General features: G+C 70.5%; 26 protein-coding genes. 8 read left to right on the top strand and 18 right to left on the bottom strand.

All coding sequences use genetic code 11. From position 1 onward, the window contains the following. Position 1: 1 nt before the first annotated feature. From ACX1D3_RS12640 to pduA, 17 genes are all read right to left on the bottom strand, one after another. Positions 2–1,996, bottom strand: a complete 1,995-nt coding sequence (locus tag ACX1D3_RS12640; RefSeq protein WP_458994181.1) for an Hsp70 family protein — start codon at positions 1,994–1,996, stop codon at positions 2–4. A gap of 213 nt (positions 1,997–2,209) precedes the next feature. Further along, positions 2,210–3,199 carry a malate dehydrogenase gene (locus ACX1D3_RS12635; protein WP_458994180.1) on the bottom strand — a complete coding sequence of 330 codons (990 nt, stop codon included), beginning with the start codon at positions 3,197–3,199 and terminating at the stop codon, positions 2,210–2,212. Next, positions 3,196–4,584, bottom strand: coding sequence for an aldehyde dehydrogenase family protein (locus ACX1D3_RS12630; protein ID WP_458994179.1), 1,389 nt, complete (start codon positions 4,582–4,584; stop codon positions 3,196–3,198). Before ACX1D3_RS12630 ends, ACX1D3_RS12635 begins: the two co-directional genes overlap by 4 nt. Continuing rightward, a complete protein-coding gene (locus ACX1D3_RS12625) occupies positions 4,581–5,591 on the bottom strand; it encodes a cob(I)yrinic acid a,c-diamide adenosyltransferase (RefSeq protein WP_458994178.1) in 1,011 nt (336 codons plus the stop codon). The genes ACX1D3_RS12630 and ACX1D3_RS12625 overlap by 4 nt, the downstream gene beginning before the upstream one ends. Positions 5,592–5,593: 2 nt before the next feature. Continuing rightward, on the bottom strand, positions 5,594–5,866 hold the full coding sequence (locus tag ACX1D3_RS12620; RefSeq protein WP_458996550.1) for a EutN/CcmL family microcompartment protein: 273 nt from the start codon (positions 5,864–5,866) through the stop codon (positions 5,594–5,596). 1 nt (position 5,867) lies between these two features. Continuing rightward, positions 5,868–6,605, bottom strand: coding sequence for a flavoprotein (locus ACX1D3_RS12615; RefSeq protein ID WP_458994177.1), 738 nt, complete (start codon positions 6,603–6,605; stop codon positions 5,868–5,870). Then, positions 6,602–7,426, bottom strand: a complete 825-nt coding sequence (gene eutJ / locus ACX1D3_RS12610) for an ethanolamine utilization protein EutJ (RefSeq protein WP_458994176.1) — start codon at positions 7,424–7,426, stop codon at positions 6,602–6,604. Before eutJ ends, ACX1D3_RS12615 begins: the two co-directional genes overlap by 4 nt. A 3-nt stretch (positions 7,427–7,429) precedes the next feature. Continuing rightward, positions 7,430–8,065, bottom strand: a complete 636-nt coding sequence (gene pduL / locus ACX1D3_RS12605) for a phosphate propanoyltransferase (protein WP_458994175.1) — start codon at positions 8,063–8,065, stop codon at positions 7,430–7,432. A gap of 3 nt (positions 8,066–8,068) precedes the next feature. Continuing rightward, entirely contained in the window at positions 8,069–8,341 is a 273-nt protein-coding gene (locus tag ACX1D3_RS12600) for a BMC domain-containing protein (RefSeq protein WP_458994174.1), read from the bottom strand. After that, positions 8,338–8,778 carry a BMC domain-containing protein gene (locus ACX1D3_RS12595; protein ID WP_458994173.1) on the bottom strand — a complete coding sequence of 147 codons (441 nt, stop codon included), beginning with the start codon at positions 8,776–8,778 and terminating at the stop codon, positions 8,338–8,340. Before ACX1D3_RS12595 ends, ACX1D3_RS12600 begins: the two co-directional genes overlap by 4 nt. 14 nt (positions 8,779–8,792) lie before the next feature. After that, on the bottom strand, positions 8,793–9,146 hold the full coding sequence (locus ACX1D3_RS12590) for a glycerol dehydratase reactivase beta/small subunit family protein (RefSeq protein ID WP_458994172.1): 354 nt from the start codon (positions 9,144–9,146) through the stop codon (positions 8,793–8,795). Beyond that, complete coding sequence (locus ACX1D3_RS12585; RefSeq protein ID WP_458994171.1) at positions 9,143–10,966, bottom strand: diol dehydratase reactivase subunit alpha; 1,824 nt, start codon at positions 10,964–10,966, stop codon at positions 9,143–9,145. The genes ACX1D3_RS12590 and ACX1D3_RS12585 overlap by 4 nt, the downstream gene beginning before the upstream one ends. A 39-nt stretch (positions 10,967–11,005) precedes the next feature. Further along, positions 11,006–11,530, bottom strand: coding sequence for a diol dehydratase small subunit (locus ACX1D3_RS12580; protein ID WP_458994170.1), 525 nt, complete (start codon positions 11,528–11,530; stop codon positions 11,006–11,008). Positions 11,531–11,539: 9 nt separating this feature from the next. Next, complete coding sequence (locus tag ACX1D3_RS12575) at positions 11,540–12,202, bottom strand: propanediol/glycerol family dehydratase medium subunit (RefSeq protein WP_458994169.1); 663 nt, start codon at positions 12,200–12,202, stop codon at positions 11,540–11,542. Between the two features lie 10 nt (positions 12,203–12,212). Then, complete coding sequence (locus ACX1D3_RS12570; protein ID WP_458994168.1) at positions 12,213–13,874, bottom strand: propanediol/glycerol family dehydratase large subunit; 1,662 nt, start codon at positions 13,872–13,874, stop codon at positions 12,213–12,215. Between the two features lie 14 nt (positions 13,875–13,888). Continuing rightward, a complete protein-coding gene (gene pduB / locus ACX1D3_RS12565; RefSeq protein WP_458994167.1) occupies positions 13,889–14,668 on the bottom strand; it encodes a propanediol utilization microcompartment protein PduB in 780 nt (259 codons plus the stop codon). A gap of 7 nt (positions 14,669–14,675) precedes the next feature. After that, complete coding sequence (pduA, locus tag ACX1D3_RS12560; RefSeq protein ID WP_458994166.1) at positions 14,676–14,957, bottom strand: propanediol utilization microcompartment protein PduA; 282 nt, start codon at positions 14,955–14,957, stop codon at positions 14,676–14,678. Between the two features lie 176 nt (positions 14,958–15,133). Here pduA and ACX1D3_RS12555 point away from each other — a divergent pair, with 176 nt between their 5' ends. The 7 genes from ACX1D3_RS12555 to ACX1D3_RS12525 all read left to right on the top strand — a co-directional run bounded on the left by ACX1D3_RS12555 (position 15,134) and on the right by ACX1D3_RS12525 (position 21,346). After that, complete coding sequence (locus ACX1D3_RS12555; RefSeq protein WP_458994165.1) at positions 15,134–15,484, top strand: BMC domain-containing protein; 351 nt, start codon at positions 15,134–15,136, stop codon at positions 15,482–15,484. After that, a complete protein-coding gene (locus ACX1D3_RS12550; RefSeq protein WP_458994164.1) occupies positions 15,481–15,933 on the top strand; it encodes a EutP/PduV family microcompartment system protein in 453 nt (150 codons plus the stop codon). The genes ACX1D3_RS12555 and ACX1D3_RS12550 overlap by 4 nt, the downstream gene beginning before the upstream one ends. Next, on the top strand, positions 15,921–17,279 hold the full coding sequence (locus ACX1D3_RS12545; protein ID WP_458994163.1) for an AraC family transcriptional regulator: 1,359 nt from the start codon (positions 15,921–15,923) through the stop codon (positions 17,277–17,279). Before ACX1D3_RS12550 ends, ACX1D3_RS12545 begins: the two co-directional genes overlap by 13 nt. Further along, positions 17,276–18,379, top strand: coding sequence for a 1-propanol dehydrogenase PduQ (locus ACX1D3_RS12540; RefSeq protein WP_458994162.1), 1,104 nt, complete (start codon positions 17,276–17,278; stop codon positions 18,377–18,379). Before ACX1D3_RS12545 ends, ACX1D3_RS12540 begins: the two co-directional genes overlap by 4 nt. A gap of 30 nt (positions 18,380–18,409) precedes the next feature. Then, positions 18,410–19,600 carry a radical SAM family heme chaperone HemW gene (gene hemW / locus ACX1D3_RS12535; RefSeq protein ID WP_458994161.1) on the top strand — a complete coding sequence of 397 codons (1,191 nt, stop codon included), beginning with the start codon at positions 18,410–18,412 and terminating at the stop codon, positions 19,598–19,600. 94 nt (positions 19,601–19,694) lie between these two features. Then, positions 19,695–20,540 carry a DUF3097 domain-containing protein gene (locus ACX1D3_RS12530; protein WP_458994160.1) on the top strand — a complete coding sequence of 282 codons (846 nt, stop codon included), beginning with the start codon at positions 19,695–19,697 and terminating at the stop codon, positions 20,538–20,540. 29 nt (positions 20,541–20,569) lie between these two features. Then, positions 20,570–21,346, top strand: coding sequence for an inositol monophosphatase family protein (locus ACX1D3_RS12525; protein WP_458994159.1), 777 nt, complete (start codon positions 20,570–20,572; stop codon positions 21,344–21,346). Here the strand turns inward: ACX1D3_RS12525 and ACX1D3_RS12520 are convergent. Further along, positions 21,341–22,114: an MBL fold metallo-hydrolase gene (locus tag ACX1D3_RS12520; RefSeq protein WP_458994158.1), complete on the bottom strand. Its 774-nt coding sequence runs from the start codon at positions 22,112–22,114 to the stop codon at positions 21,341–21,343. The genes ACX1D3_RS12525 and ACX1D3_RS12520 overlap by 6 nt on opposite strands. Before the next feature lie 64 nt (positions 22,115–22,178). Between ACX1D3_RS12520 and hrcA the strand changes: the two genes are divergently transcribed. After that, a complete protein-coding gene (gene hrcA, locus ACX1D3_RS12515; RefSeq protein ID WP_458994157.1) occupies positions 22,179–23,183 on the top strand; it encodes a heat-inducible transcriptional repressor HrcA in 1,005 nt (334 codons plus the stop codon). The last annotated feature ends 46 nt before the right edge of the window (positions 23,184–23,229 follow it).

Genomic DNA, 23,229 nt, shown 5'->3' with positions numbered 1-23,229 from the left:
GTCACACCGCCACGGGTTCCGGTGTGGTGGACGGAGGCGGCTCAGGCGTCGGATCCTGCGTCGGAACCGGATCGGGCTCAGGCGGGGCCACCGAGGTCGGCGCGGGCTCCTGGGTGGTGGGATCCGGCTCAGGCGTCGTCGGGTCCGGTGCTGGCGTCGTCGGGTCGGGTGCAGGTGTGGTGGGGTCCGGTGCCGGTGTGGTGGGGTCGGGTGCAGGGGTGGTGGGGTCCGGTGCAGGTGTCGTCGGGTCCGGTGCCGGCGTCGTCGGGTCCGGTGCCGCGGTGGTGGGATCTGGTGCCGGGGTGGTCGGACCGGGCGTTGTGGGGTTCGACGTGGGCGGCTGAGTGGTGGGGGGCGGCACGCTGGTATTCGGGGGCAGCTGCGTGCCGGGGGTGGTGGGCGTCGACAACGGAGGACGGGACGTGGCGGGTGTCGAGGAGCGCGGCGTGGGGCTCGCGGCGTCCTCAGGCGTGCTCGGAACGTACTGACTCACCGGGCGAGGGGTGAGACCGGGGGAGCTGGTCGCCGGCTGCACGACGGTCACCTCTGCCGGAACGCCCGGCGCCGCGTCCACCGGCTCGGGGGCGGCGCCGGCGGGGACGGCCGCCGGCTCGGACGCCGGGGCGGTGGGGTCTGCCGGCGCCGAGGCCGAGGGAGTGGGCGTAGGAGACGGGTTGCCCAGGAGCGCGGCCGGTGCGGCGCTGCCGAGGAAACCGAACCCTCCCGTCAGTGAACTGGTCAGTAGGACCGTCGCCGCGACGGCGACGGAGCTGAGTGTCACCAACGACAGGACCCGGATCCAGGGCGAGGAGGCCACCGGCGGCTGTGGGGCGGCGAGAGCGTGCGGGGCCTGGGGAACCACGGCCACCGTCGCCGGTGTCTGGTCCACGACAGCGGGGACCGCGCGCCTGTGCGCCATCGCCAGCGACGAGCGGGCAGCCCCGACGGCGATGGCCGAGGCGGGGTCCTCGGGCATGCTGATGGGTCGGTTGAAGGCCTCCGAGAGCCGCTGCGCGACCCGGGGGATGCGCGAGGTGCCGCCGACCAGCAGGATGGTGGCCAGTTGCTCCGGCTCGACACGGGCGGACTCGAGAGTCGCGTCGAGGCTGTCCACCGTGCGATCCACCAGGTGTGCGGTCATGGCCTCGAACTCGGAGCGGGTGAGCCGCACCGCCGTGGAATGCCCGGGAAGGAGCACCGGGATGGTGGCCTGCGCGTCGAAGGAGAGCGACTCCTTGGCGTCGACGCATTCGCCCCGCAGCTGCCTGAGGGCGGCCTGAGCATCGGGTCCGTCGACTATCGCGGCGGGGGAGACACCGGCCGCCTTGAGGACATGGCGGAGGACGGCGTCGTCGAAGTCCAGCCCGCCGAGGTCCTCGATGTCGCGCGGTTGCCCGAGCACCTCGAGCGAACCGTCCTCGGCCTTGCGGAGCACGGCGGCGTGGTACGAGGTGCCGCCCATGTCATGGACGGCCATCGCCTGCCCGACCTCGAGCGGGTGCACGGAGTCGTGGTCGAGCGCCGCGGCCACAACCCCGGGGACGAGTGCTGCGTCGTCGAGCCCGACCTCGGTGAGAGCGGACCGGATGAGGCCGAGGCGGTGTGGGCCCCAGTTGGTGGGATAGGTCACGACGACGGCGGCGGGAGGCTCACCCTCGCGCTCTCTCACGGCGTCGACGACGGCCGCGACAGCAGTGGCGAAGAGATGCTCAGCGGTGATCGTCAACCCGCCCACGGAAAGGGGAACGTCGTCACCGACGCTGCGGGTGAACTCCCTGATCAGTCTCTCCGGCGCGGAGTGGCCCAGGAGCTGCGCCTCGTCGCCGACCAGGACGTTGCCGTCGGACTCGATGAAGGCGACGGCCGGCACCTGGTCGTTGCGGCGGCCCAGCGGCACGGCGTCGGCCGTGATGCCGCCGTCGCGAGCCAGCCGAGCGGTGGCAGCGCTGATCTGGCTGGCACCCACATCGACACTGAGGTGGTAAAGCCCTGGCATCAAGAATCCCCCCTGTAGACAGCCCCGATTCGGGGTCGGGCACTGGAGCAACCTGTCGGCAGTGACATCTGCTTTCGGGCGGTACAGCCCCCGGGCGAGGCCGGTACAAGTCCTTGATAGCACAGGGGGTGGGTCAGTGAAACCCCTCTTTCGGCACCGGGCTCGGTGAGCCACCACTGGGTCGACTACGGGGTTGTGCTGGGGCCGGGCGCCTCAGCCGGGGATGAGTCCTAGCCGATTCACGGTCTCCTCCTCGCGGCGCAGTTCGTCCACCGACGCCGCGATTTTGGTGCGCGAGAACGCATTCAGCTCGAGGCCAGGCACGATCGACCACCCACCCTCGCCGGCGCAGACGGGGAAGGAACTCACCAGCCCCTCCGGGACCCCGTAGGAGCCGTCGCTCACCACCGCCATGGAGGTCCAGCCGCCAACCGGCGTGCCGGCGAACCAGTCCCTGACGTGGGAGATGGTCGCGTTCGCGGCCGAGGCGGCGCTCGACTTCCCGCGTGCGGCGATCACCGCCGCTCCCCGTCGGGCGACCTGCGGGATGTAGTCGAACGCCACCCATCCGTCGTCCACCCAGTCCGTGGCCGGCCGGCCGCAGATCTGCGCGTTGTAGACATCCGGGTACTGAGTGGTGGAGTGGTTGCCCCAGATGGTCATCCGCGTCACGTCGGAGGCCGGCCTGCGAACCTTGCGGGCCAGCAGCGACACGGCCCGGTCGTGGTCGAGGCGGGTCAGGGCGGTGAACCTCTCCGGCGGCACGCCGTCGGCATTTCGTTGCGCGATCAGCGCATTGGTGTTGGCGGGGTTGCCCGTGACCACCACCCTCAGGTCCGACGCGGCCGAGGCGGCCAGCGCCCTCCCCTGGGCGGCGAAGATGGCGCCGTTCGCCTTCAGGAGGTCAGAACGCTCCATCCCCGCGGTCCTCGGGGAGGCGCCGACGAGCATCGCCACGTTCACGCCCTCGAAGAGGCGGCGGGGGTCGTCCCCGACCTCGATCCCCGCGAGAACGGGCGAGGCGCAGTCCTCGAGTTCCATGGCGACCCCGGCCAGAGCTGGCACCGCCTGGGGAAGGTCCAGCAGCCGCAGCTCGACCGGCCGGTCCCCGAACACGTCCCCCGCGGCGATCCGGTAGACCAGCGAGTACCCGATCTGCCCGGCCGCCCCCGTGACCGCGATCCTGATCGGCGTCATCGTCACCGCACGTTCAGGTCGCCGACGAGCACGCACCGCCGCGACCGGGCGAAGTTGCGTGCCCGGGTGAGCCCCTCGCCTGTCGGCCCCGCGATGGTGAACGTGCAGTAGCCCTCCCCGCCGATGCCGATCCCGTTGAACGAGGGGCCGTTCTTGACGAAGACGGTGGTCTGGATGAGCTTGCCCATGCGGGTCAGGTTGGACACGTTGCGCGAATGCATGATGGCCGTGTGGCGGTTGCCGTGCTCGAGCTCGCACGCCAGGTCGATGGCCGCTCCCACATCAGGGACGCGCACCAGGCCGAGCACGGGCATCATGAGCTCGTGCACGACGAAGGGGTGGTCCCGGTCCGCCTCGCACACCAGGAGCCGCACCCCGGCCGGGGGCTCCACCCCGATGGCCTCGAGGATGGCGGAGGCCGGCTTGCCGACCCATTCGAGCGCCGGCCGCCCGTCGGTCAGGATCACGCGCTCGACGCGTGAGCGCTCGTCGGCGGAGAGCTCGTAGGCCCCGTGCCTGACCATGGAGAACTTGAGCAGGTCGGCGATGGCGTCGACGGCGACGATCTCCTTCTCCGCGGTGCAGGGCAGGTTGTTGTCGAAGCTGGCGCCGTCGACGATGCACTTCGCGGCGCGGTCGATGTCGGCCGTCTCGTCCACCACCACCGGCGGGTTGCCCGCGCCCGCGCCGATGGCCTTCTTCCCGGAGCTCAGGACGGTCTTGACGATGCCGGGGCCGCCGGTGGCCACGATCATCCGGACGTCGGGGTGCGCGATCATGGCGTTGGTGTTCTCGATCGACGGCTCCGCGACGGTCACGACGAGGTTCGCAGGTGCCCCGACGGCGCACAGGGCGCGGTTGATCTGCTGCACCTGCCACACGGACAGGTCCCTGGCCCGGGGGTGCGGGCTGAACACCACGGCGTTGCCGGCGGCGAGCATCCCGATGCTGTTGCAGGTGATCGTCTCGGTGGGGTTCGTGGTGGGCGTGATCGCCCCGATCACCCCGTAGGCCGAGTACTCGACTGTGGTCAGACCGTCGTCGCCCGAGTAGGCGTCGGTGACCAGATCCTCCACGCCAGGGGTGAGTTCGGCCGCCATCTTGTTCTTCAGATACTTGTGGGCGACGTCGCCCATGCCGGTCTGCTGCACGGCCTGCACCGCCATGTGGTCCAGGTTCTCGGGGCGCAGCATGACCTCGCGCAGTGCGGCCACGTAGCGGCGCCGCTCGGCCATGGAGGCCGTGCGGTACTCCCGCGCGGCCTTGTCCGCGGCCGCGATGGCCGAGTCCATGTCCGGGAACACGCCGTCGCCGGTGGCCGGCCCGGTCTCGGGCAGCTGTGCCAGCACCCGCCGGATCGTGGCCTCGAGGACCGCGGTATCGAGTTTCATCGGTGTTCTCCCATCACAGCGTTGATTGCATGCTCCACGATGTCGCAGTCCTCCTCGACCGTGCCGCCCGAGACTCCGAGGCCGCCGAGCAGTTCGGGGCCGTCGAACAGCGGCACGCCGCCGCCGAACAGCACGACGCGCCCGGAGTTGCCGTCGGCCAGGCCGGGCAGCGGGCCGCCGGCTGCCGCGAGGGCGCCCAGCTCCGCCGTCGGCTTGCGGAACGCCGCGGCGCTCCAGGCCTTGTTCGAGGCGATCTCGATGGACGCCAGCAGCGAGCCCGCCATGCGGTGCAGCAGCACCGGATGGCCGGCCGCGTCGACCAGGGCGACCACCACCGGCACGCCCAGATCCTCGGCACGTCGCTCGGCGGCCGCGGTCAGGGCCTTCGCCCGCGCCAGGCAGGGATCCGCAGGCAGGTGTCGGGCGGTCCCGGGCTCCTCGAGGGCCCGGGCGACCGCCGCGCGCACGATGCGCTCGATGCGGTCGCGGTCGGCCCACGTCTCAGTCAGCCGCGCCATCGCGTAGACCGCGTCGGAGAGCCGGTTGAGGTACTTGATCAGCTCGGGCCGGACCGGTTCGGACTCGGCCAGCGTCAGCGTGCGGCGCTCGGCGCGCCTCACCACGGTCCGGGCGTGATGGAACGCCGCTGAGCGCCGGTCCCGCCCGGGCACCACGAAGGCGCGCTGCGGTCCGGTGATGGCCAGGCAGTCGTCGATCAGGCGCTCCAGGTCGGTGACGTCGTCCTCGTCGATGGTGTGGGCGAGGGTGGCGGCGCCCGAGGCGTCGCTGGCGAGCTCTGCGGCCAGCACGAAGAGCCGCTGCTGGACCTGGTGCAGGCGGGCGCGCCAGGGACCGTCGTCCAGGCCCGCCTTCGCCTCGCCCAGCGCCGCGTTGGCCTCGTCGACCGTGCCGTAGGCCTCTACCCGCAGGCTCTGCTTGGCGACGCGGGAGCCGCCGAACAGGCCGGTGTCGCCCTTGTCCCCGGTGCGGGTGTAGACGGCGGGCATGGCTAGTGGATCTCGATCTCGACGGAGTCGACGATGCCGACGATCGTGGCGTCCAGCGGGGCGTTCGCCCGGTCCGCGGCGAACCGGGCCGAGGACCCCTTCGTCACCAGGACGGTCTCGCCTGTGCCCGCCCCGACGGTGTCGACGCAGACCTCGGGCGAGCCCGTGGCGGCGCCGTCCGCGTCCACGCGCCTGGTCAGCATGAGCTTGAAGCCGATGAGCCTCTCGTCCTTGCTCGTCGACACGACCGTGCCGATCACCTTGGCCAGATACATCTCAGGCACCTTCCTGCAGTGTGATGTGACGCTTCGCCGCCGCCTCGCGGGCGAGGTCCGTGACGATGGCGCGGGGCTGGAGCCGTACGACGGCCCCGTCCGGGACGGCCGCGACGGTGGCTTCGGTGACCACGCGTTCGGCCGGAAGGGTGGGGGTGGCCGGGGCTTCGGGCGCGCAGGCGCGCCGGAGGACCGCGCGGTCGAGCCGGGAGGCGTCGGCGAGCTGGACCCCGAACGAGCGCAGTGTCGCCAGGTTCTTCCGCAGCATCGCCTGGTAGCCCGACGGCATGTGGGGGAACCAGGACCGCTTGCCCTCGCTGTCTGGGCAGGCCGCGTTGGTGGCCACGACCACCGGCTTGCCGCTCATGATGAACTCGGCGATCACGTTGGAGGCCAGGCAGTCGCCCACGCCGTGGACCACCTTGGCCACCATGTTGACGCTGAGGGTGGGCACCACCAGCAGGTCATGGCTCGCGACGAGCGACTTCTCGGCGGGGGTCATGCCGATGGCGGCGATGGCCTCCTGGTCCAGGATCCGGGTGGCCGAGGGCGTCTGGATCCAGTCCAGCGACAGCTGCGGGTTGAGCCTCGTCAGCGACGCGCACGCCTCCTCGAACCCGAGCAGGGCGCCGGTGAACAGCACCAGCGCGGTGGTGGACGAGGTGCCGGGGGCCGCCGGACGGGGGAGGAGGCCGGCGATCACCTCACGGATGAGGTCGCGCAGCTGCGACTCGTTCATGAACAGATCCTCCGCATCGCGGTGCCGAGTGGGGTGGGGAACAGCGGCTCGACCGGTCTGACCACGGGCAGGCCCAGGACCTCGTCGAACACCTCTGTGGCGCGCGGGAAGGAACTCGACCCGCCCACCAGGTGCACGGTGCCGGGGTCGCCCGCACCGCGCAGCGCGTCGCGGGCGATGGTGGCCATCTTCTCCAGCGTGGGGCGGACGAGCCCGAACACCAGGTCGGCGTTGGCGGGATCGCGCTTGAAGTCCTCGGCCGCGTCGTAGTCCATGCCGAGGGCGCCGGAGATCACCAGCGTCATGTGATGGCCTCCGGTGGCCTCGTCGATGGAGAACACCACCTGGCCGCAGCGCAGCAGGGACACGCCAGTGGTGCCGTGCCCGACGTCGATGACCGTGCCGTCGGTGACGCCGAGCGCGGTCGCCGCGGCCACGGGCTCGTCGACGATCTCGGTGGGCCTGAGCCCACATGACTCCAGCACGTTGCCGAACACCTTTGCGGTGCCGGCGTCGATGCCGGGCGGGGCGGCCACGGCCGCCTCCTCGAACCTGGCGCCGACGCGCTGCTCGAGTGAAGCCTTGAGGGCCGCGACCACCCGGACCGCGCCCATCCAGTCCACCACCACGCCGTCGCGGACGACGGTGGCGCGCCGCCACGCGCCGGCGACCGGGGAGCCGGTCTCGTCGACGACGCCCAGCACGATGTTGGCGGTGCCGAGGTCCACGCCCAGGCGCAGCGCGCCGGTGGCGGGGGCGAGTTCCTCGGTCCGCACGAGGTGCGCGAACGTCTGCAGGTGGCGGGTGGGGGAGGCGAGCATGGGTCAGTCCTTCACGATCCGGACGCGGTCACCGGTGCGGGCGCCGACGGCGTTGCCCTCGTCGGTGTCCAGGTGGAGCTCGGCAAGGTACGAATCCTTGACCCGGATGAGGAAGTGGTCCAGGCGGCCGCCCCTCTCACCCTCGAACAGGACGCTGACCCGGTCCTGGTCGGCGAGGCCGAGCGCGGCGGCGTCGTCGGGGCCCATGTGGATGTGGCGCCCGGCCACGATGGCCGCGTGCGCGCAGGAGACGCGCCCAGCTGGTCCCGAGATCTCGATCGGCGCCGCGTCGTCGAGATGGCCGGACTGGGCCATCGGCGCGGACACGCCCAACGCGTAGGCGTCGGTGCGGCTCAACTCGACCTGCGTCGCGGGGCGGTTGGGCCCCATCACGCGGACCCGCTCCATCGACCCCTTGGGGCCGTGGAGCGTGACCGTCTCCTCCGCCGCGAACTCGCCGCGCTGGCGGACCATCTTGCGCACCACGGGTGCGGCGTAGCCGAACAGCGTCTGGAAGTCGGCGTCGCACAGGTGCACGTGGCGGTTGGAGATTCCGACGACCACGCGGGACGGGTCGGCCTCGCCGATGCGGGCGAGGACCCGGTCGGCGATCTCGGAGATCAGCTGGGCTTCGGTCATGGCTCAGCCCTTCGGCAGCAGCTTCTCGACGTCGGCGTGCGGACGCGGGATGACGTGCTGGCTGACCAGTTCGCCGACCTTGGCGGCCGCAGCCGAACCGGCGTCGACGGCGGCCTTCACCGCGCCGACGTCACCTCGGACCATGACGGTGACGAAGCCGGCGCCGATCTTCTCGCTGCCGATCAGCGTCACGTTGGCGGACTTGGTCATGGCGTCGGCGGCCTCGACGGCCCCGACGAATCCCTTGGTCTCGACGAGACCGAGCGCTTGGCTCATGCTTGCTTCCTCCTGCTGGTGGTGGTGGCGGGGGTCTCCGCCGTCGCCGGGGCCGGTGCCTCGGCGGGTTCTGGGGTGGCGGCCGGCTCCGGCTCCGGCGCGGGCGTCGCCACAACCGTCTGGTCGGCCGGGGCGGGCGGCTCGGGTGCCCGGTACCCGACGGTGGTGCGGTTGAACACCATGGCCTCGATCTGGTCGGATGGCCTGGGGATGACGAGCCTGCTCACGACCCGGCTGACCCGCGCGGCGGCCACCGCGGCGGCGTCGATTGCGGCCGTCACGGCGCCGACCTGGCCGAGGACCTTGATGGTCACGTAGCCTCCGCCCTTGGCCAGCTCGTAGCCGACCAACTCGACGTTGGCGGCCTTGCAGGCCACGTCCGCCGCTTCGATGCCGGCGGCGAGACCGACGACCTCGATCGTGCCTAGCGCTTGCATGGTTGGGTCCTTTCCTAGGTGCCTGGTGCGAAGTCCCGGAGCGGGATGCGTTTGACGATGCGGGCCGCGTTGGATCCGACGATCCGGTCGGCGGTGCCGCCGTGGGCGAAGAGCCGGGCGACGTAGGGGCGGTGTTCGGGGAGCTTGTCGGTGGTGATCACCACGTAGTCGAGGGACACGCCCAAGCCGATGCCGAGCCGGGAGGTGACCGCCGCGTCGTGAGCCAGCACCAGCGGGTTGAGGTGGTCGTGCCGCGACACCTCCACGGGCACCCCCTCCTCCTCGATGCCGAGCAGCAGATCGGCGAGCTGGGTCTCCGGCGTGGCCTCGTGGACGTGCACGCAGATGGCGGGCGGCCCGTCGATCACCGCGCACCCGCTTCCTGAGCCCAGCTGAGGGCCAGTCCCGTGGCGACGGCGTTCCGCGGCCCCTCGGTGCCCCTGATGTTGGCGCGGCCGGCGACGACCCGGTACTCGGCCAGGGCCTTGGTGACCAGTTGCGGGATCTCGAAGTCCAGCGCGGAGCCGCCCACGAGCACGACGAAGTCGATGTCGCGGACGTTGGCGGTGGGGCTGACCTTACGGAGCGCGCGCACGGCGTTGGTGACGAAGACCCGCTCCTTGGCGCGGATGCGCACCTGACGGATGGTCTCCAGGGGCAGGTCGATGTCCAGCGGCACCATGCCTTCGGGCTTCAGCACCACCACCCGGGCGTAGGCGTGCGGTGGCAGCGGCTCCTCGAAGAACTGGACGGTGCCGTCCTCGTGGCGGATGTTGAACACCGTCTCGACGCGGGCGAGTGGGTAGCGCTTGATGTCCTCCGCCGCGTCCCAGGAGTCCAGCCCCAGCTCGGACTGGATCATGAGCGTGACCATGTTGCCGGCGCCGGCGAGGTGGATGGACGTGCCCGAGCCGTCGGCGTGCATGACGGAGGCGTCCGTGGACCCTGCTCCGATGTCCAGAATGGCCAGGGGGACTGCGGTCCCGGGGGTGGTCAGCGCGCCGCGGATGGCCATGTCGGCCTCCACGCCGCCGACCTCGACGGGGATCCCCAGCTCGGCGGCCATGTCGGTGGCGATGCGCTGCATCTGGAGCCTGTCGGTCTTGACCATCACCGCGATTCCGACGGCGGCCTCCATCGAGAACTCGTTGGCGATGCCGCCTGCCACCTGCTGCGGCACCTGCGTGTCAACGGCGAGGAGGTCGGTGATGCGGATGTCGCGGGGGGAGTGGTCGGTGAGCTGCCCCATCGTGACGCGGACCTTCTCCATCATCCCGCCCACGTTCGTGCCGGGCTCGCCCACGATGTCCTCGACGTGGCGGACCTGCTGGGCGGCGGCCATGATCTCCTCGGAGCCGCGGTCCACGTCGACGTCGACCTGGCGGTTCTCCCCCCGGAACGTCAACGTGCCGGCGGGGATGCGCCGCTCCTTGACGTCGCCCGCGGGGGTCTTGATGACCACCGCGGAGCGGTTGCCCACCAGCGAGCGGGCCAGCGGGACGACCTGCTTGGTGTCGCCGGAGTCCAGCCCGAACAAGGTGGCCAGCCCGAACGGGTTCGACAGGGTCTCGACGATCCTGCCCACCTCCGCCACCTCGATGGCCGCCAGCATTCCCAGGGGAACCTTGTCGATGAGGGAGACCTCGTCGACGATGGGGATCTTGGTGTGCAGCCGGTTGTGGACGAGGTTGCCGTCGTCGGCCTGCAGGATGGCGCCGGTGATGGTGAGGTGCCCGGAGGCGTGGTTGAGTCTGCGGGCCACGTCGTCGTGGGGGTGGGTGCTGTCGGCCACCACGATCAGCGGTTCGGCCGTGCCGGCGGAGTCCAGGTCGTCGATGGAGATGGTGATCCCCACCCCGATGCCCAGCCCTCCCGGGGTGGCGGGGTTGTGCCCGATCATCGTGGACTCGGTGATGATCGTCTCGGTGATGGTCTCCATGGCCACGTCGCCGATGACGGGCGCAGCCTCATTGATGCGGATCACCTCGACGTGGTCCATGGAACGACCCGCCCTGTCGAGGGCCACGCGGAGCGCGTGCACCACGCCCTTGATGTTGGCGTCGGTGCCCTTGATCCCCGTCGTGGGGATGGTCGAGCTCGCCAGGAAGACGAGCTCATCGCCGCGGCGCTCGGCCAACGCGACCTCGGTGGTCGCGTTGCCGATGTCGATGCCGGCTACCATCCCCATCGTCGGAGATCCTTTCTTCGTGTGTGCGGAGGCGGAGGGTCAGTCGACGCGGAGGCGTCCCCGGCCCTCATAGACGTCGGCAGCCTCGCGCACGAAGCCCGCCGAGACCTTCGCCCCGTACATCCCCTCGAGTTCGGAGGCGATGTCGTACAGCTCGGCCTTCGTCGAGCGGTACGGGCGCAGCGCGTTGTAGATCTCCAGGAGCCGCTCGTCGGGCACCTTCACCAGTTCGGCGGCACGACGGAGGTTGCGCGCCAGTGTGACGCGGCCCGAGTCCTCGGCCACCTGGGCCTGGAGCTCCAGCGTCTCCGAGGAGATGCGGAAGTCCTCAGGCTTCAGGGCCCCGGAGCGCAGGCCCGCGAAGGTGAGGTCCGCGAGGGGCTTGCCGTTGTCGGTCTTCACCAGCTCGGGGTGCTTCTCGGCCAGGGGGTAGTGCTGGACCCCGATGTGGGTTCCTCCCCCTGTCGCCGCCGCGGCGGGCTTCCTGGCGAACGCGACCTGCTCGCCGCTGAGGTTGGCCATGACCTCGGCCATGATCTGTCGGATGAGTTGTTCTTGATCCATGTCGATTCCTCAGGCCTGGCTGACCTGCAGCGTCTGGGTTTTCTTGGTCAGGTCGCACAGCCGCGTTTCCTTGTTGTGCAGCAGTGCCGCGATCGCCTGGTACTTCGGCCGGGCCATCTGGTCGTTGCGGGTGGGCACCGGGGAGGGGGACTCGCCCTTGGCGTACTTCGCGGCGTTCTTGCCGATGGCGCGGAACGCGGGAAGGTCGATCAGCGGGGACTGGCTGAACAGCTCCAGGTTGCTGAGCGGGGGGAGATCCTTCTGGTGGATCACCGTGGTGCCGCGCGACTGCAGGCCGATCCCGATGCCGGAGCCGGAGAGCTTGGCGGCCTCGTGGGCGATGAAGCCGACGTCGGCGGTGCGGAAGACCTTGAGGATGCGGTAGCGCAGGCCCTCCTCCTCGATGCCGGCGCAGATCTGCTTCAGGACCTCGCCGTGGGGGAGACCGATGATCGTGGCGAAGATCTGCGAGCTGAATGCCGGCGACAGGGCGATCACCACCTCCTTCGGGTCCGTGCCGCGCTCGGCCGGCCCGGTCTCGGTGACGGTGATGCGCCCGGCAAGGGACTCCGGGGGTGCGGAGGCTGCCGACGGCGCGGCCGCGGCCTCTCCGGCCATCTCCCGGACCACCTGCTCGATGATCTGCTTGAGGGTGGATTGATCGATGCTCATTGCGGTCACCTCAGATGCTTTCCGGGCTGACGGCCTGACGGATGTCCTTGATCCGGTTCCACAACTCGTCGGAGATCTGGTAGCCGGTGGTCGGACCCGCGTAGTCGTTGGGGTAGTTGACGGCGGAGTTGACGTTGAACTGCTCATCGAAGATGGCGGCCGTGTGCAGGTAGTCGCCCGCGACGCGGCACTTCAGCAGCTTGAACACCGACTCGGCCACATCGTCGTAGCCGCCCTTGATGAGCGCCTGGACCACGTCGAAGCCGGTCACGCTGCGCTTCATCATCTCCTCGGCCGCCTTCAGGTCCTCGACGACGTTGCGCTTGGGCATGTCGTTGGAGCTGTGGGCGTACGTGGCCGCCTCGACCTCGGCGTCGGTGATGGCCGGCAGACCGAGCTCCCGGAACACCGACTGCAGCGCGCGCGCCGCCTTGCGGCGCACCGCCACGACGTCCTCCTCGAGCACCGGCACGAGGCCGCCGTCGACGTGGAGGTCGCGCTGGATGATGTTCCAGTCGTCGTAGTCCTCGGCGTCCCAGTTGGAGCCGGCGAACATGTTGTCCAGGTTCGGGGTGGCGCTGTAGCCCGAGCAGATGAAGTCCGTGCCGGGCACGAACTGCATGAGCGAGCGGGCCACGCGGCGCAGGTCCGAGTGGGTGAACGTCTGGTCGTTGCTGGAGGCGCACTCGAGGTCCATCATCATCGCGATGAGGTTCTCGGCCAGGATGGCGCGGATGCCCTGGGGCACCGCCGCGGGGACGCCGACGCAGCTCACGGAGCCGTTCTGCGTGCCCTGGGAGCCGGCCGCCTTGGTGATGAACTGGCAGCGGGCCTCGAGGTAGAGCATGGACTTGCCCTCGGCGTAGCCCATCTGGACCTCGGAGCCGGTGCCGGAGGTGAACCGCATCTTCAGGCCGCGCGACGCGTAGCTGGAGGCGAGGAACGCCTTCGACCACGGGGTGTCGTCGCCGTCCATGAACACGGCTTCGGTGCCGTAGACCGACACCGTCTCGGCGTATGCGGTCAGGCCGCGCATGCCGAGCTGCAGCTCGGTGGCCTCCTCGACGGCGCACTGGGTCAGCACGCCTGGGCGGCCGATCTGGGCGCCGACCAGCAGGCTGAGCGCGTTGAACGGGGCGTAGCGCACGACGCCGACGGTGGTCTCCATCTCGGCGAAGCCGCGGATGCCCGACTCCGCCGCGTCGGCCGCGATGAGGACCGGGTGGTCCTGCACGTTGGTGACGTGGCACTGGTTGGCCGGCTGCTTGCGCGCGCGGAGCTTGGTGACGGCCATCATCATCTCCAGCACGCTCATCTTCCCGACCACCTCGGTGACCTTGGCGGGGGTCATGGCGGTGGTGAGGGGGATGATCTGGCTGCGGGGGATGTTGATGTCGCACAGCATGCGGGCGACCTGCAGCGAGTCGATGGCCATGGCCTCTTCGGCCCGCTCGAGGTTGATGCCGTAGGTGGCGATGAACGTGTCGAGCATGTCGAAGTCCGCGCAGGCCTTGCCGTCGAGCTCGACGACCTTGCCGTTCTGGATGCGGATCGACGGCTTGGGGTCGTTCGGGCTGTCCATGGCGATGAGGCCGACCTCAGGCCATTCGCTGACGAACCCGTCCTGGTTGACCGGGCGCGCGTCGAGCGCCTCGAACCTCTTGGATCTCATGGGTGTGCTCGTCCTCAGATGTAGGGGGTGGTGGACGACTCGGGGTAGGCGCCGAGGGAGCCGAGCAGCGCCCGCCCCACCTCGCGTGCGGCCACGATGGCCTGGCGTACCGCCCCGGAGTCACCGCTGAAGAAGGAGATGACCTCGTTGGAGTAGCTCGTGCCGGCGGCGGGGCTGGCGTAGCCGACGACGTCGATCGTCGAGGCCTTCACCGCGGTGTCGGCCAGCACGACGCCGATGGCGGCGGGGGCGCCGACGGTGATGCCGAAAGCCTTGCCCAGGGGGGCGTTGAACGCCTTCGCGAGAGCGTGCGAGGCGCGGGCCGTGTACTGGAACTCGAGGTGGCCTGCGTCGTTGCCGTAGACGTCGCCGAAGGTGCGGTCCAGCTCGGACAGCGTCACCTCCACGGCGCGGCGCGCGTCCGAGACGTCCTCGGCGCCGAACACGATGAGGGAGCCGTGGCCGGCGCCGCCCTTGGTGTCGCGGGGGAGCTCGATGGTGAGGATCTCGCAGTTGGTGGCCTTGACGGCCTCGTCGGCGGCGAAGATGTGCGGGCCGGCGCCGGTGCGGGCGCCCACGATGCCGATGGAGCGGTACTTCGGGTCCAGCTTCATCATCTGGTGGAGTTGGGGGTCGACGTTGGCGATGACCAGGCCGATCGTGTCGCCCAGGGCGTTGGTGCCCACGAACTCGGTGGCGGCCGGCCGCGCGGCGGGGGCGGCGGCAGCGGGGGCCGCGTCGCCCATCTTCTTCATGACTTCGGCCATGACCTTGTTGATCAGTTCATCCGACATGGTGGTCCTACTTCGCCTGTCCCGGGAGGATCTTCTCGACGTCGGTGTGCGGGCGCGGGATCACGTGCACGCTCACCAGCTCGCCGACCTTGCTTGCGGCCGCGGCGCCCGCGTCGGCCGCCGCCTTCACCGCGCCGACATCGCCGCGTACGAGGACGGTCACGAAGCCCGCGCCGATCTTCTCGCTGCCGATGAGTTGGACGTTGGCCGACTTGACCATCGCGTCAGCCGCCTCGACGGCCGCCACGAAACCCTTGGTCTCGACCATGCCTAGTGCTTCTTGCATCACTCGACTCCTTCGTCGTTCGAAAGTGGCCGACTCTGGTCACTCGCAGGTCACCATAGGCAGGGTCGGGCTACACACAGTCGGCCACTTGTTACACATTCCTGCTCAGCTCGCCCCCGGCCATTGAGGTTCCGACGGAGCCGATTAGTGTGGTCCTCGCACAGGGAACGAGGTGGTTCATGGACGTGCAAGACAAGCAGCGCATCATTCAGGAGTTCGTGCCTGGCAAGCAGGTGACGCTCGCCCACATCATCGCCAACCCGGACGAGCACCTGTACGCGAAGATCGGCCTCACCTCCAAGAATCGCGGGGCCGTCGGGGTGCTCACCATCACCCCCGGCGAGGCTGCCGTGATCGCGGCGGACGCCGCCACGAAGGCCTCGGCCGTCGAGCTGGCCTTCGTCGACCGGTTCTCCGGGTCCCTGCTGATCGTCGGCCGGCTGGCAGACGTCGAGGCCGCGGTGCGCGGGGTGGTCGACACGTTGGAGACGGTGCTCGGGTTCACCCCGGCGCCGGTCACGCGCACATGACGGCCGCCGGCCTGTGCAGCCGCACCATCCTGCTCGTGGGGGGCGTCGGCTCAGGGAAGACCACCTTCCGCCAGCGGCTGCGCGGGGAGGACATCGAGTACGTCAAGACCCAGGCCATCGAGGCGTTCGACGGCGTCGTCGACAGCCCGGGGGAGTTCCTGCAACGCGGACGGCTCCGGAGCGCGCTCCAGGTGGTGTCCTTCGACGTCGACGTCGTGGTTCTGCTGGTGGACCCGACGCGCGCGGACTCCCACATCCCCCCGGCCTTCGCCACGTCATTCAACCGGGCCGTCGTCGGCGTGGTGACCAAGACCGACCTGGCCACAGCCGATGAGATCGCCGCCGCCGCCGCGCTGCTGGCCGCCGCGGGCGCTGAGCCGGTCCTGCGTGTCGATTCGCTCAGCGGAGCAGGCTTCGACGCCGTCCGGGAGGTGCTGTGTCAGTCGTAGAGGTGCATGACGACCGCCTGGCCGGGGTAGACCTGCGCACGCTGATCGATCTCGAGCAGCTGCAGCGCATCCAGGACGACTTCGCCGTCGAGACCGGCATCGCGATGATCACCGTCGACTCGATGGGCACTCCCGTGACCCGCGCCTCCGAGTTCAGCGCGCTGTGCCAGTTCCTGCGCCAGGACCCGGAGATCCGTCGTCGCTGCTTCTCCTGCGACGCGCACGGCGGGTTCCAGTCGGCCATCGAGGGCAGGCCGTTCATCTACCGCTGCCACGCCGGACTGGTCGACTTCTCGGTGTCGATCATGATGGGCCAGCACTACCTCGGCGCCATCCTCGCCGGGCAGGTCCTGCTGACGAAGGGGCAGGAACAGCTCGGCAAGATCCTCGGCAGCACGGACTCGCTCGCCGAGGCCGGTCCCGTGGCTGACCTCCTCGACGAGGTCAAGGTCGTCGAGCTGTCGAAGCTGGAGTCTGCGGCCGACGCCATCGTCCGGCTCGCCAACGACTCGCTGACCAGGCGCGGGACCAGCTACCACCTGCCGGCTTCGACCGGCCCGTACCTGGGGCGGCTCCAACCCATCGCCGTGGCCGCCTCACCCCAGAACCAGGTGCTCGCGCCCCTCCTGCTGGGCAAGTCCAAGCCCCTCCCCTTGGTGCCCATCCAGGCGGCTCCGCAGGAGCAGCCGGCGCCCTTGGATCCCAGCCGGATCGCCGCCAACCTGCACGACGCCAACGTGGCCGCCAACCTCGAACTCCTCGGTCTGTACCTGGACCGGCTGCTGCCGAGGTGGAGCCAGAAGATCCACGCCTCGAAGCTCGCCGAGTTCGAGGACCTGCTGATCGGTCTGGCCTCCAGCGAGGGCGTCCATCACGGGCGCGACATCTCCCAGGTGGTGATCCGCAACCGCAACAAGCGCAGGCCGGACCTCAACCGCTACGAGTGCCAGGTGTACTGCGAGAAGCTCATCATCATGCTCCACAACCTCGTGGAGCCCGAGCTGCTGCCCCGGCAACGCACCATCGCCACGCTCCTCAACGAGATCGAGAAGGACCCGACGAGCTTCCTCACCTGCAGCAAGGCCGCCGAGTACCTCATGTGGTCGGAGTCCCACTTCGCCCGCAGGTTCAAGGACAGGACGGGGCAGAGCTTCATCCACTACGTCACCGCCAAGCGGCTCGAGCGCGCCAAGTTCATGCTCCTCCACACCACCAAGCCCGTCCTGCGGATCGCCACGGAGCTCGAGTTCCAGCCCGCCAACTACTTCTCCCGGACCTTCAAGAAGGCCACGGGGCTCACCCCGAGCGAGTACCGGGTGGAGCACTCCCAGAACGGCCAGCCATGAGAGAGTTCCGCCTCGGCACACACGTGCGCATCGGCGCTGACGCCCTCACCGCGCTTGATCGGTTCGCCGCGGACCGCGTCTTCCTGGTCACCGACGAGTTCCTGGCCACCACCCCGGTGTTCGCCGACGTCGAATCGAGGTTGGGCAACCACGTGACCAGGTTCACCGACGTGGTGCCGAACCCCACCATCGCCACGATCAGCAGGGGTGTCGCGGTGTATCTGGAGGCCCGGCCGGACGTGGTGGTCGCCTACGGCGGCGGGTCGGTGATGGACGCCGCCAAGGCCATGCACAAGGCCGCGCTCGACTCGGGCTTCGGGGCGACGGAAGGGCTGGTGGCCATCCCCACCACGAGCGGATCGGGCTCCGAGGTCACGTCCTTCGCCGTGCTCACCGACGAGCGCACCCACACCAAGATCCCGCTGGTCTCCCCGGAGATGGTGGCGAGGCTGGCCATCCTCGATCCGGACGCCGTCGTCGGCGTGCCGCCGCGGATCACCGCCGACTCCGGGATGGACGTGCTCACGCACGCCGTCGAGGCCTACGTCTCGGTGGGCGCCTGCGACTTCTCCGACGCCCTGGCCGAGAAGGCGGTGGACCTGGTCTTCGCCCACCTGGTCCGCTGCTACACCCACGGGTCGGACCGGGACGCCCGTGGCCACATGCACAACGCCTCCTGCCTGGCGGCCATGGCGTTCGACAACGTGGGCCTCGGCATCACGCACAGCCTGGCCCACGCCCTCGGCGGGCACTTCCCGATCGCGCACGGCCGGCTCAACGCCATGCTGCTTCCGCACGTCGTGGTCTTCAACGCCGCCCGCAGCGCCGTGGCCGAGGAGCGGTACGCCCGGCTGGGCCGCCTCGTCGCTCCCTCGGCCTCCGGGGCCGCCGCAGTGACGTCGCTCGTGGCCGGGATCCGGCGGTTGAACCACCACCTGGGCATCCCCGAGCTGATCGTCGAGGCCGGCGTGCCGCAGCAGGAGTTCCGGGCCGCGGTGGACGCGATGGCGGCCTCGGCCTTGGAGGACGGGTGCACGCCGTCGAACCCCGTGCGCCCCTCCCACGAGGACCTCGTGCTCCTGCTCCGGAAGCTGGGCTGAGACAGGCGCGGAGGTGCGTAGGCTGGCAGGGTGGCACACCTCCCAGACGGCGACCCAGCGCCCCGCGACGGTTCCCTCCCGGCGGAGGCGCTCGCACGGTCGGACTCGCTGTCGCTGTACGTCCACGTCCCGTTCTGCCGGGTGAGGTGCGGCTACTGCGACTTCAACACCTACACCCCCAGCGAACTCGGCGATCTGTCCCCGGACACGTACGTGGGGGCGGCGCTGGCCGAACTGGACCTCGCCGCGCGCATCCTGGGGCCTCGCCGGGTCGAGACGGTGTTCTTCGGAGGGGGAACCCCCACGATGCTGCCCGCCGAGGGGCTCGGGGGGCTGCTGGCCGCCGTCGGCCAACGATTCGAGCTGGCGGACGGGGCCGAGGTGACCACGGAGGCCAACCCGGAGACGCTCACCCCGCACTACCTCGAGACCCTTCGCTCGGCCGGGTTCACCCGGATCTCCCTCGGGCTGCAGTCGGTGGTGCCGCACGTGCTGCGCGTGCTCGAGCGCCAGCACACCCCGCGTCGCGGCCTCGACGCGGCCGGGTGGGCGAGGGCGGCGGGATTCGAGCACGTCAGCCTCGACCTCATCTACGGCACCCCGGGGGAGTCCCTCGACGACTGGCACGCCAGCCTCGACGCCGTGGCCTCCGCCCCGGTCGACCACGTGAGCGCCTACTCGCTCATCGTCGAGGACGGCACCCGGCTGGCCGCCCAGGTGCGCCGGGGCGAGCTGCCCCTCCCCGACGACGACGACCTCGCCGACAAGTACCTCATGGCCGACGACGCCCTCACGGCTCTGGGCCTCGGCAACTACGAGGTGAGCAACTGGGCCCGCCCGGGAGGGGAGTGCAGGCACAACCTCGCCTACTGGCACGGGGCCGACTGGTGGGGCATCGGCCCCGGCGCCCACTCGCACATCGGCGGCGTCCGCTTCTGGAACCGCAAGCATCCCCGCAGCTATGCCGCCTCGCTCGCCGCGGGGGAGTCCCCGGCGCTGGCCCGCGAGGTGCTCGACGACTCGGACCGGCACCTGGAGCGCGTGCTGCTCGAGCTCCGGCTGGCGGAGGGCGTGCCGATGGCCGTCCTGTCCCCGTCGGAGGCGATGCGGGTTCCCGCCATCGTCGACGGCGGCCTGGCCGAGGTGGTCGACGCGACGTTGCGGCTCACGCGGGCCGGGCGCCTGCTCGCCGACGGTGTGGTCCGCGACCTCCTCGACTAGTCGAGCCCCCTTGACGGATGCGCACGTGTCCGGCGGCCGCGCCCGGGGTGTCGCTCAACGGCCCGGCGGGGAGGCGCTGATAGCGTCGCACCCCGTGGATCGCTACTCACGAGACGTACTCACCCCCGGCTGGCAGAAGGCGCACCTGAAGCAGACCCGCGACGTCCCCGTCGAGGCTGACATGGTGCTGGAGTTCGACGACTTCTGCGGCGCGGTGGTGGGCTGGGAGAACGGCCTGGTACTGCTCGAGGATCGACGCGGCAAGCGCCGCTCCGCCCCGTTCGGGCCCGGCTTCCTCCTGGAGGGGGAGCCCGTGGCGCTCCGGGCCCCGCTGCGCGGGGGGTCGGCCGCGCCGAAGTACACCGCCTCCGGATCGCGGGCCTCCGACGGGCCGACGAAGGCGAGGGTGGCGCTGCCCAGCCGCATCTACGTCGAGGGCCGGCACGACGCGGAACTGATCGAGAAGGTCTGGGGCGGTGACCTGCGTCACGTGGGCGTGGTGGTGGAGTTCCTCGGCGGCATCGACGACCTCCCCGCGATCGTCGCAGAGTTCGCGCCCGAACCGGGCCGCCGCCTCGGGGTGCTCGTCGACCATCTGGTGCCGGGGAGCAAGGAGTCGCGGATCGCGCAGCAGGTCTACCGCGCCGGCTACCGCGACACCGTCCTCATCGAGGGCCACGAGTTCATCGACATCTGGCAGGCGGTCCGTCCGGCCCGCGTGGGACGGAAGTCCTGGCCGGAGGTGCCCCGCGACGTCGACTTCAAGAGGGGCACGTTGCAGGCGCTGGGGTTGCCGCACGCCGATCAGGCGGACGTGGCGCGCGGCTGGCAGGCGATCCTCGCCAGGGTCGGGTCGTGGAAGGACCTCGAGCCCCAGCTCCTCACCAAGGTGGAGACCCTGATCGACTTCGTCACCCAGGACCATCTCGCCGACGACTGACTCCCCCCGCGCCCCAGTAGGGTGAACCCATGGATACCGAGGGCGTCATGGACCTGCTGCGCGAGACGGCGGCCGAGGTCGTGGTGCCCCGGTTCCGCCAGCTGTCCGCCGGGGACATCGAGGAGAAGCGGCCGGGCGATTTCGTCACGGTGGCGGACCGTGAGGCGGAGGTGTACCTGGCGGGACTGCTCCGCGGCGCCTACCCCTCGGCCGTGATCATCGGCGAGGAGGCGGTCTTCGCGGACCCGACCCTGCTCGCCGGAGTGCGGGGCGCCGAGCACGCGTTCCTCATCGATCCCATCGACGGGACCCGCAACTTCGTCTCGGGCCGCGACGAGTACGGCGTCATGCTCGCCGAGGTCCGCGGCGGCGTGACCACCCGCGGCTGGATCTACCAGCCGCAGACGGGCCGCGCCTATGCGGCCGAGCGCGGCGCCGGCACCCGCCTCGACGGCGCGCCGATCCAGCGCCAACCGACAGACCGGGCGCCCCTGGGCGCCACCGCGAAGCGGGCCATCCACGGGTTCACGGCCGAGGGCCGGCTGAGCCCCGTGACGCGCAGCGCGTGGTGCTGCGCCTTCGACTACCCCATGGTCCTGCACGGGGACGTCGACTTCATCGTCTACACCACGCTGCATCCGTGGGACCACCTCGCCGGCTCGCTCATGGTCACCGAGTCCGGGGGCGTGAGCCGCACGATGGACGGGTTGGCCTACTCGTTGCGCTCGACGTCGGCCGGGCTCATCGTCGCCCGCGACACGCTCACCTGGATGACCGCGCAGCAGAGCTGGCCCACCGGCTCATAGGCCGAAGATCGGCAGCTGCCGCTTGGGCTCGACTCCCTTCGCGGCCAGCTCCGCGTACGCCTTGGGCAGCGCCACTGCAAGCGTCTCGGGCGTGAACGGCCACTCGACGGCGGTGGCGGCCTCGTCGGCGCGGACGCCCTGCTCGATGAGCATCTCGCTCGAGCTGTAGATCATCGCCACCTCGGCACGCTGGACGAAGGCGAAGTCACGGTCCACGACGGCGCCGTGCCCCGGGACGAATCGGGTGCCGGCGTTGCTGGCGCCAAGGACCCCGTCGAGCACCGTGGGCCAGTTGGCCAGCGAGGTGGACGCGTCGACCTGAGGGTCCGCCCCCTCCTCGAGCAGGTCTCCGGCGAAGACCACGTTCTCCTCGGGGACGAAGAGCACGACGTCGGCACGGGTGTGCGCCTCGCCGAAGTGCAGGAGTTCCACACGCTGGCCGCCGAGGTCCACGGCAACTGCCATCGAGAACGTCCGCGTCGCGCCCGCGGCCGCGTCGATGTCCTCGTGGGCCAGCACCTCCAGGCCCGGCATGGCCGCGACACCGCCCACATGATCATGATGGCCGTGTGTCAGCGCGACATGCGTCACCGGCACCCCCGCCAGCGCGGAGGCCGAGGCCAGCAGCTCCGCCCCCTGCGCCTCGCTGTTGCCGGAATCCACGAGCATCGCGGCGTGATCCCCGACGATGAGGCCCACGTTCACCCGGTGCGGCTCGACGGTGGTCACGTGCACGCGGCTCGTCACGGGGGTCCAGGTCAGCGTCATGGCTGCCAGCATAGATGCAGCTACACTGGCACTCGCCGTCTGTGAGTGCCAGCTGGGAGGTGACATGCTCGACGACCGCAAGCTCGACGTTCTGAAGGCCATCGTGACCGACTACGTCTCCAGCCGCGAACCGGTCGGCTCCAAGGCCCTGGTGGAGCGCCACAAGCTCGACGTCTCCGCGGCCACCGTCCGCAACGACATGGCGGTGCTGGAGGAGGAGGGCTACATCATGCAGCCCCACACCAGCGCCGGGCGGATCCCCACGGACAAGGGGTATCGCCTCTTCGTGGACAGGCTGGCCCAGATCAAGCCGCTGTCGCCCGCCGAACGCACGGCGATCACCACCTACCTCAACGGCACCGCGGACGTCGACGACCTGGTGATGCGCACCGTCCGCCTCCTCGCCCAGCTGACCCGCCAGGTCGCCATCGTGCAGTACCCCGTGGCCCAGCGGACCGTCGTGCGCCACGTCGAGCTGCTGGCGCTCACGCCAGAACGGATGATGGTGATCGTCGTGCAGTCCTCGGGCAGGGTGGACCAGACCATGATGGACACCCCCGTCATCGACGAGTCCCGGCTCCCGGCGCTGCGCCATCGGATCGCCGAGGCCATCATCGGCAGGTCTCCGGCCGATGCGGCCAGCGCCCTCTCCACGGTGCTGGAGGGGGTCGCCCCGGACGAGCGGCCGTTCGCCGGCCCGGTCGTCGCGGCGGTCCTGGAGACGATCGCCGCGGAACCGGCGGCCCACGTCGTGGTGGCGGGGCTGCCCAACCTCGCGTCCAGCCAGGCGTTCGAGACCAACCTCCGCCCGCTCCTCGAGGCGCTGGAGGAGCAGGTCGTGCTGATGCGGCTCCTCGGTGAGGCGGCCGGGGAGGACGTCACGGTCCGGATCGGCGAGGAGAACACGGCCGAGGGCTTCCGCGGCACCAGCCTCATCGCCTCCGGCTACGGCGCCGACCTCTCGGCGAGCCTCGGCGTCGTCGGCCCCACCCGCATGGATTACGCGTCCCACATCGCCGCCGTCCGGGCAGTGTCCCGGTACGTCGGCCGGTACCTCACCCACGGCTAGAGACCCCACCGGTCAGAGACCCCCACCCGAAGGCTGATGCAGAAGA

Source organism: Tessaracoccus yangjingae (assembly GCF_054483935.1).
The sequence above is the reverse complement of the archived record's forward strand: the minus strand, read 5'-3'. Positions and strand labels throughout refer to the sequence as shown.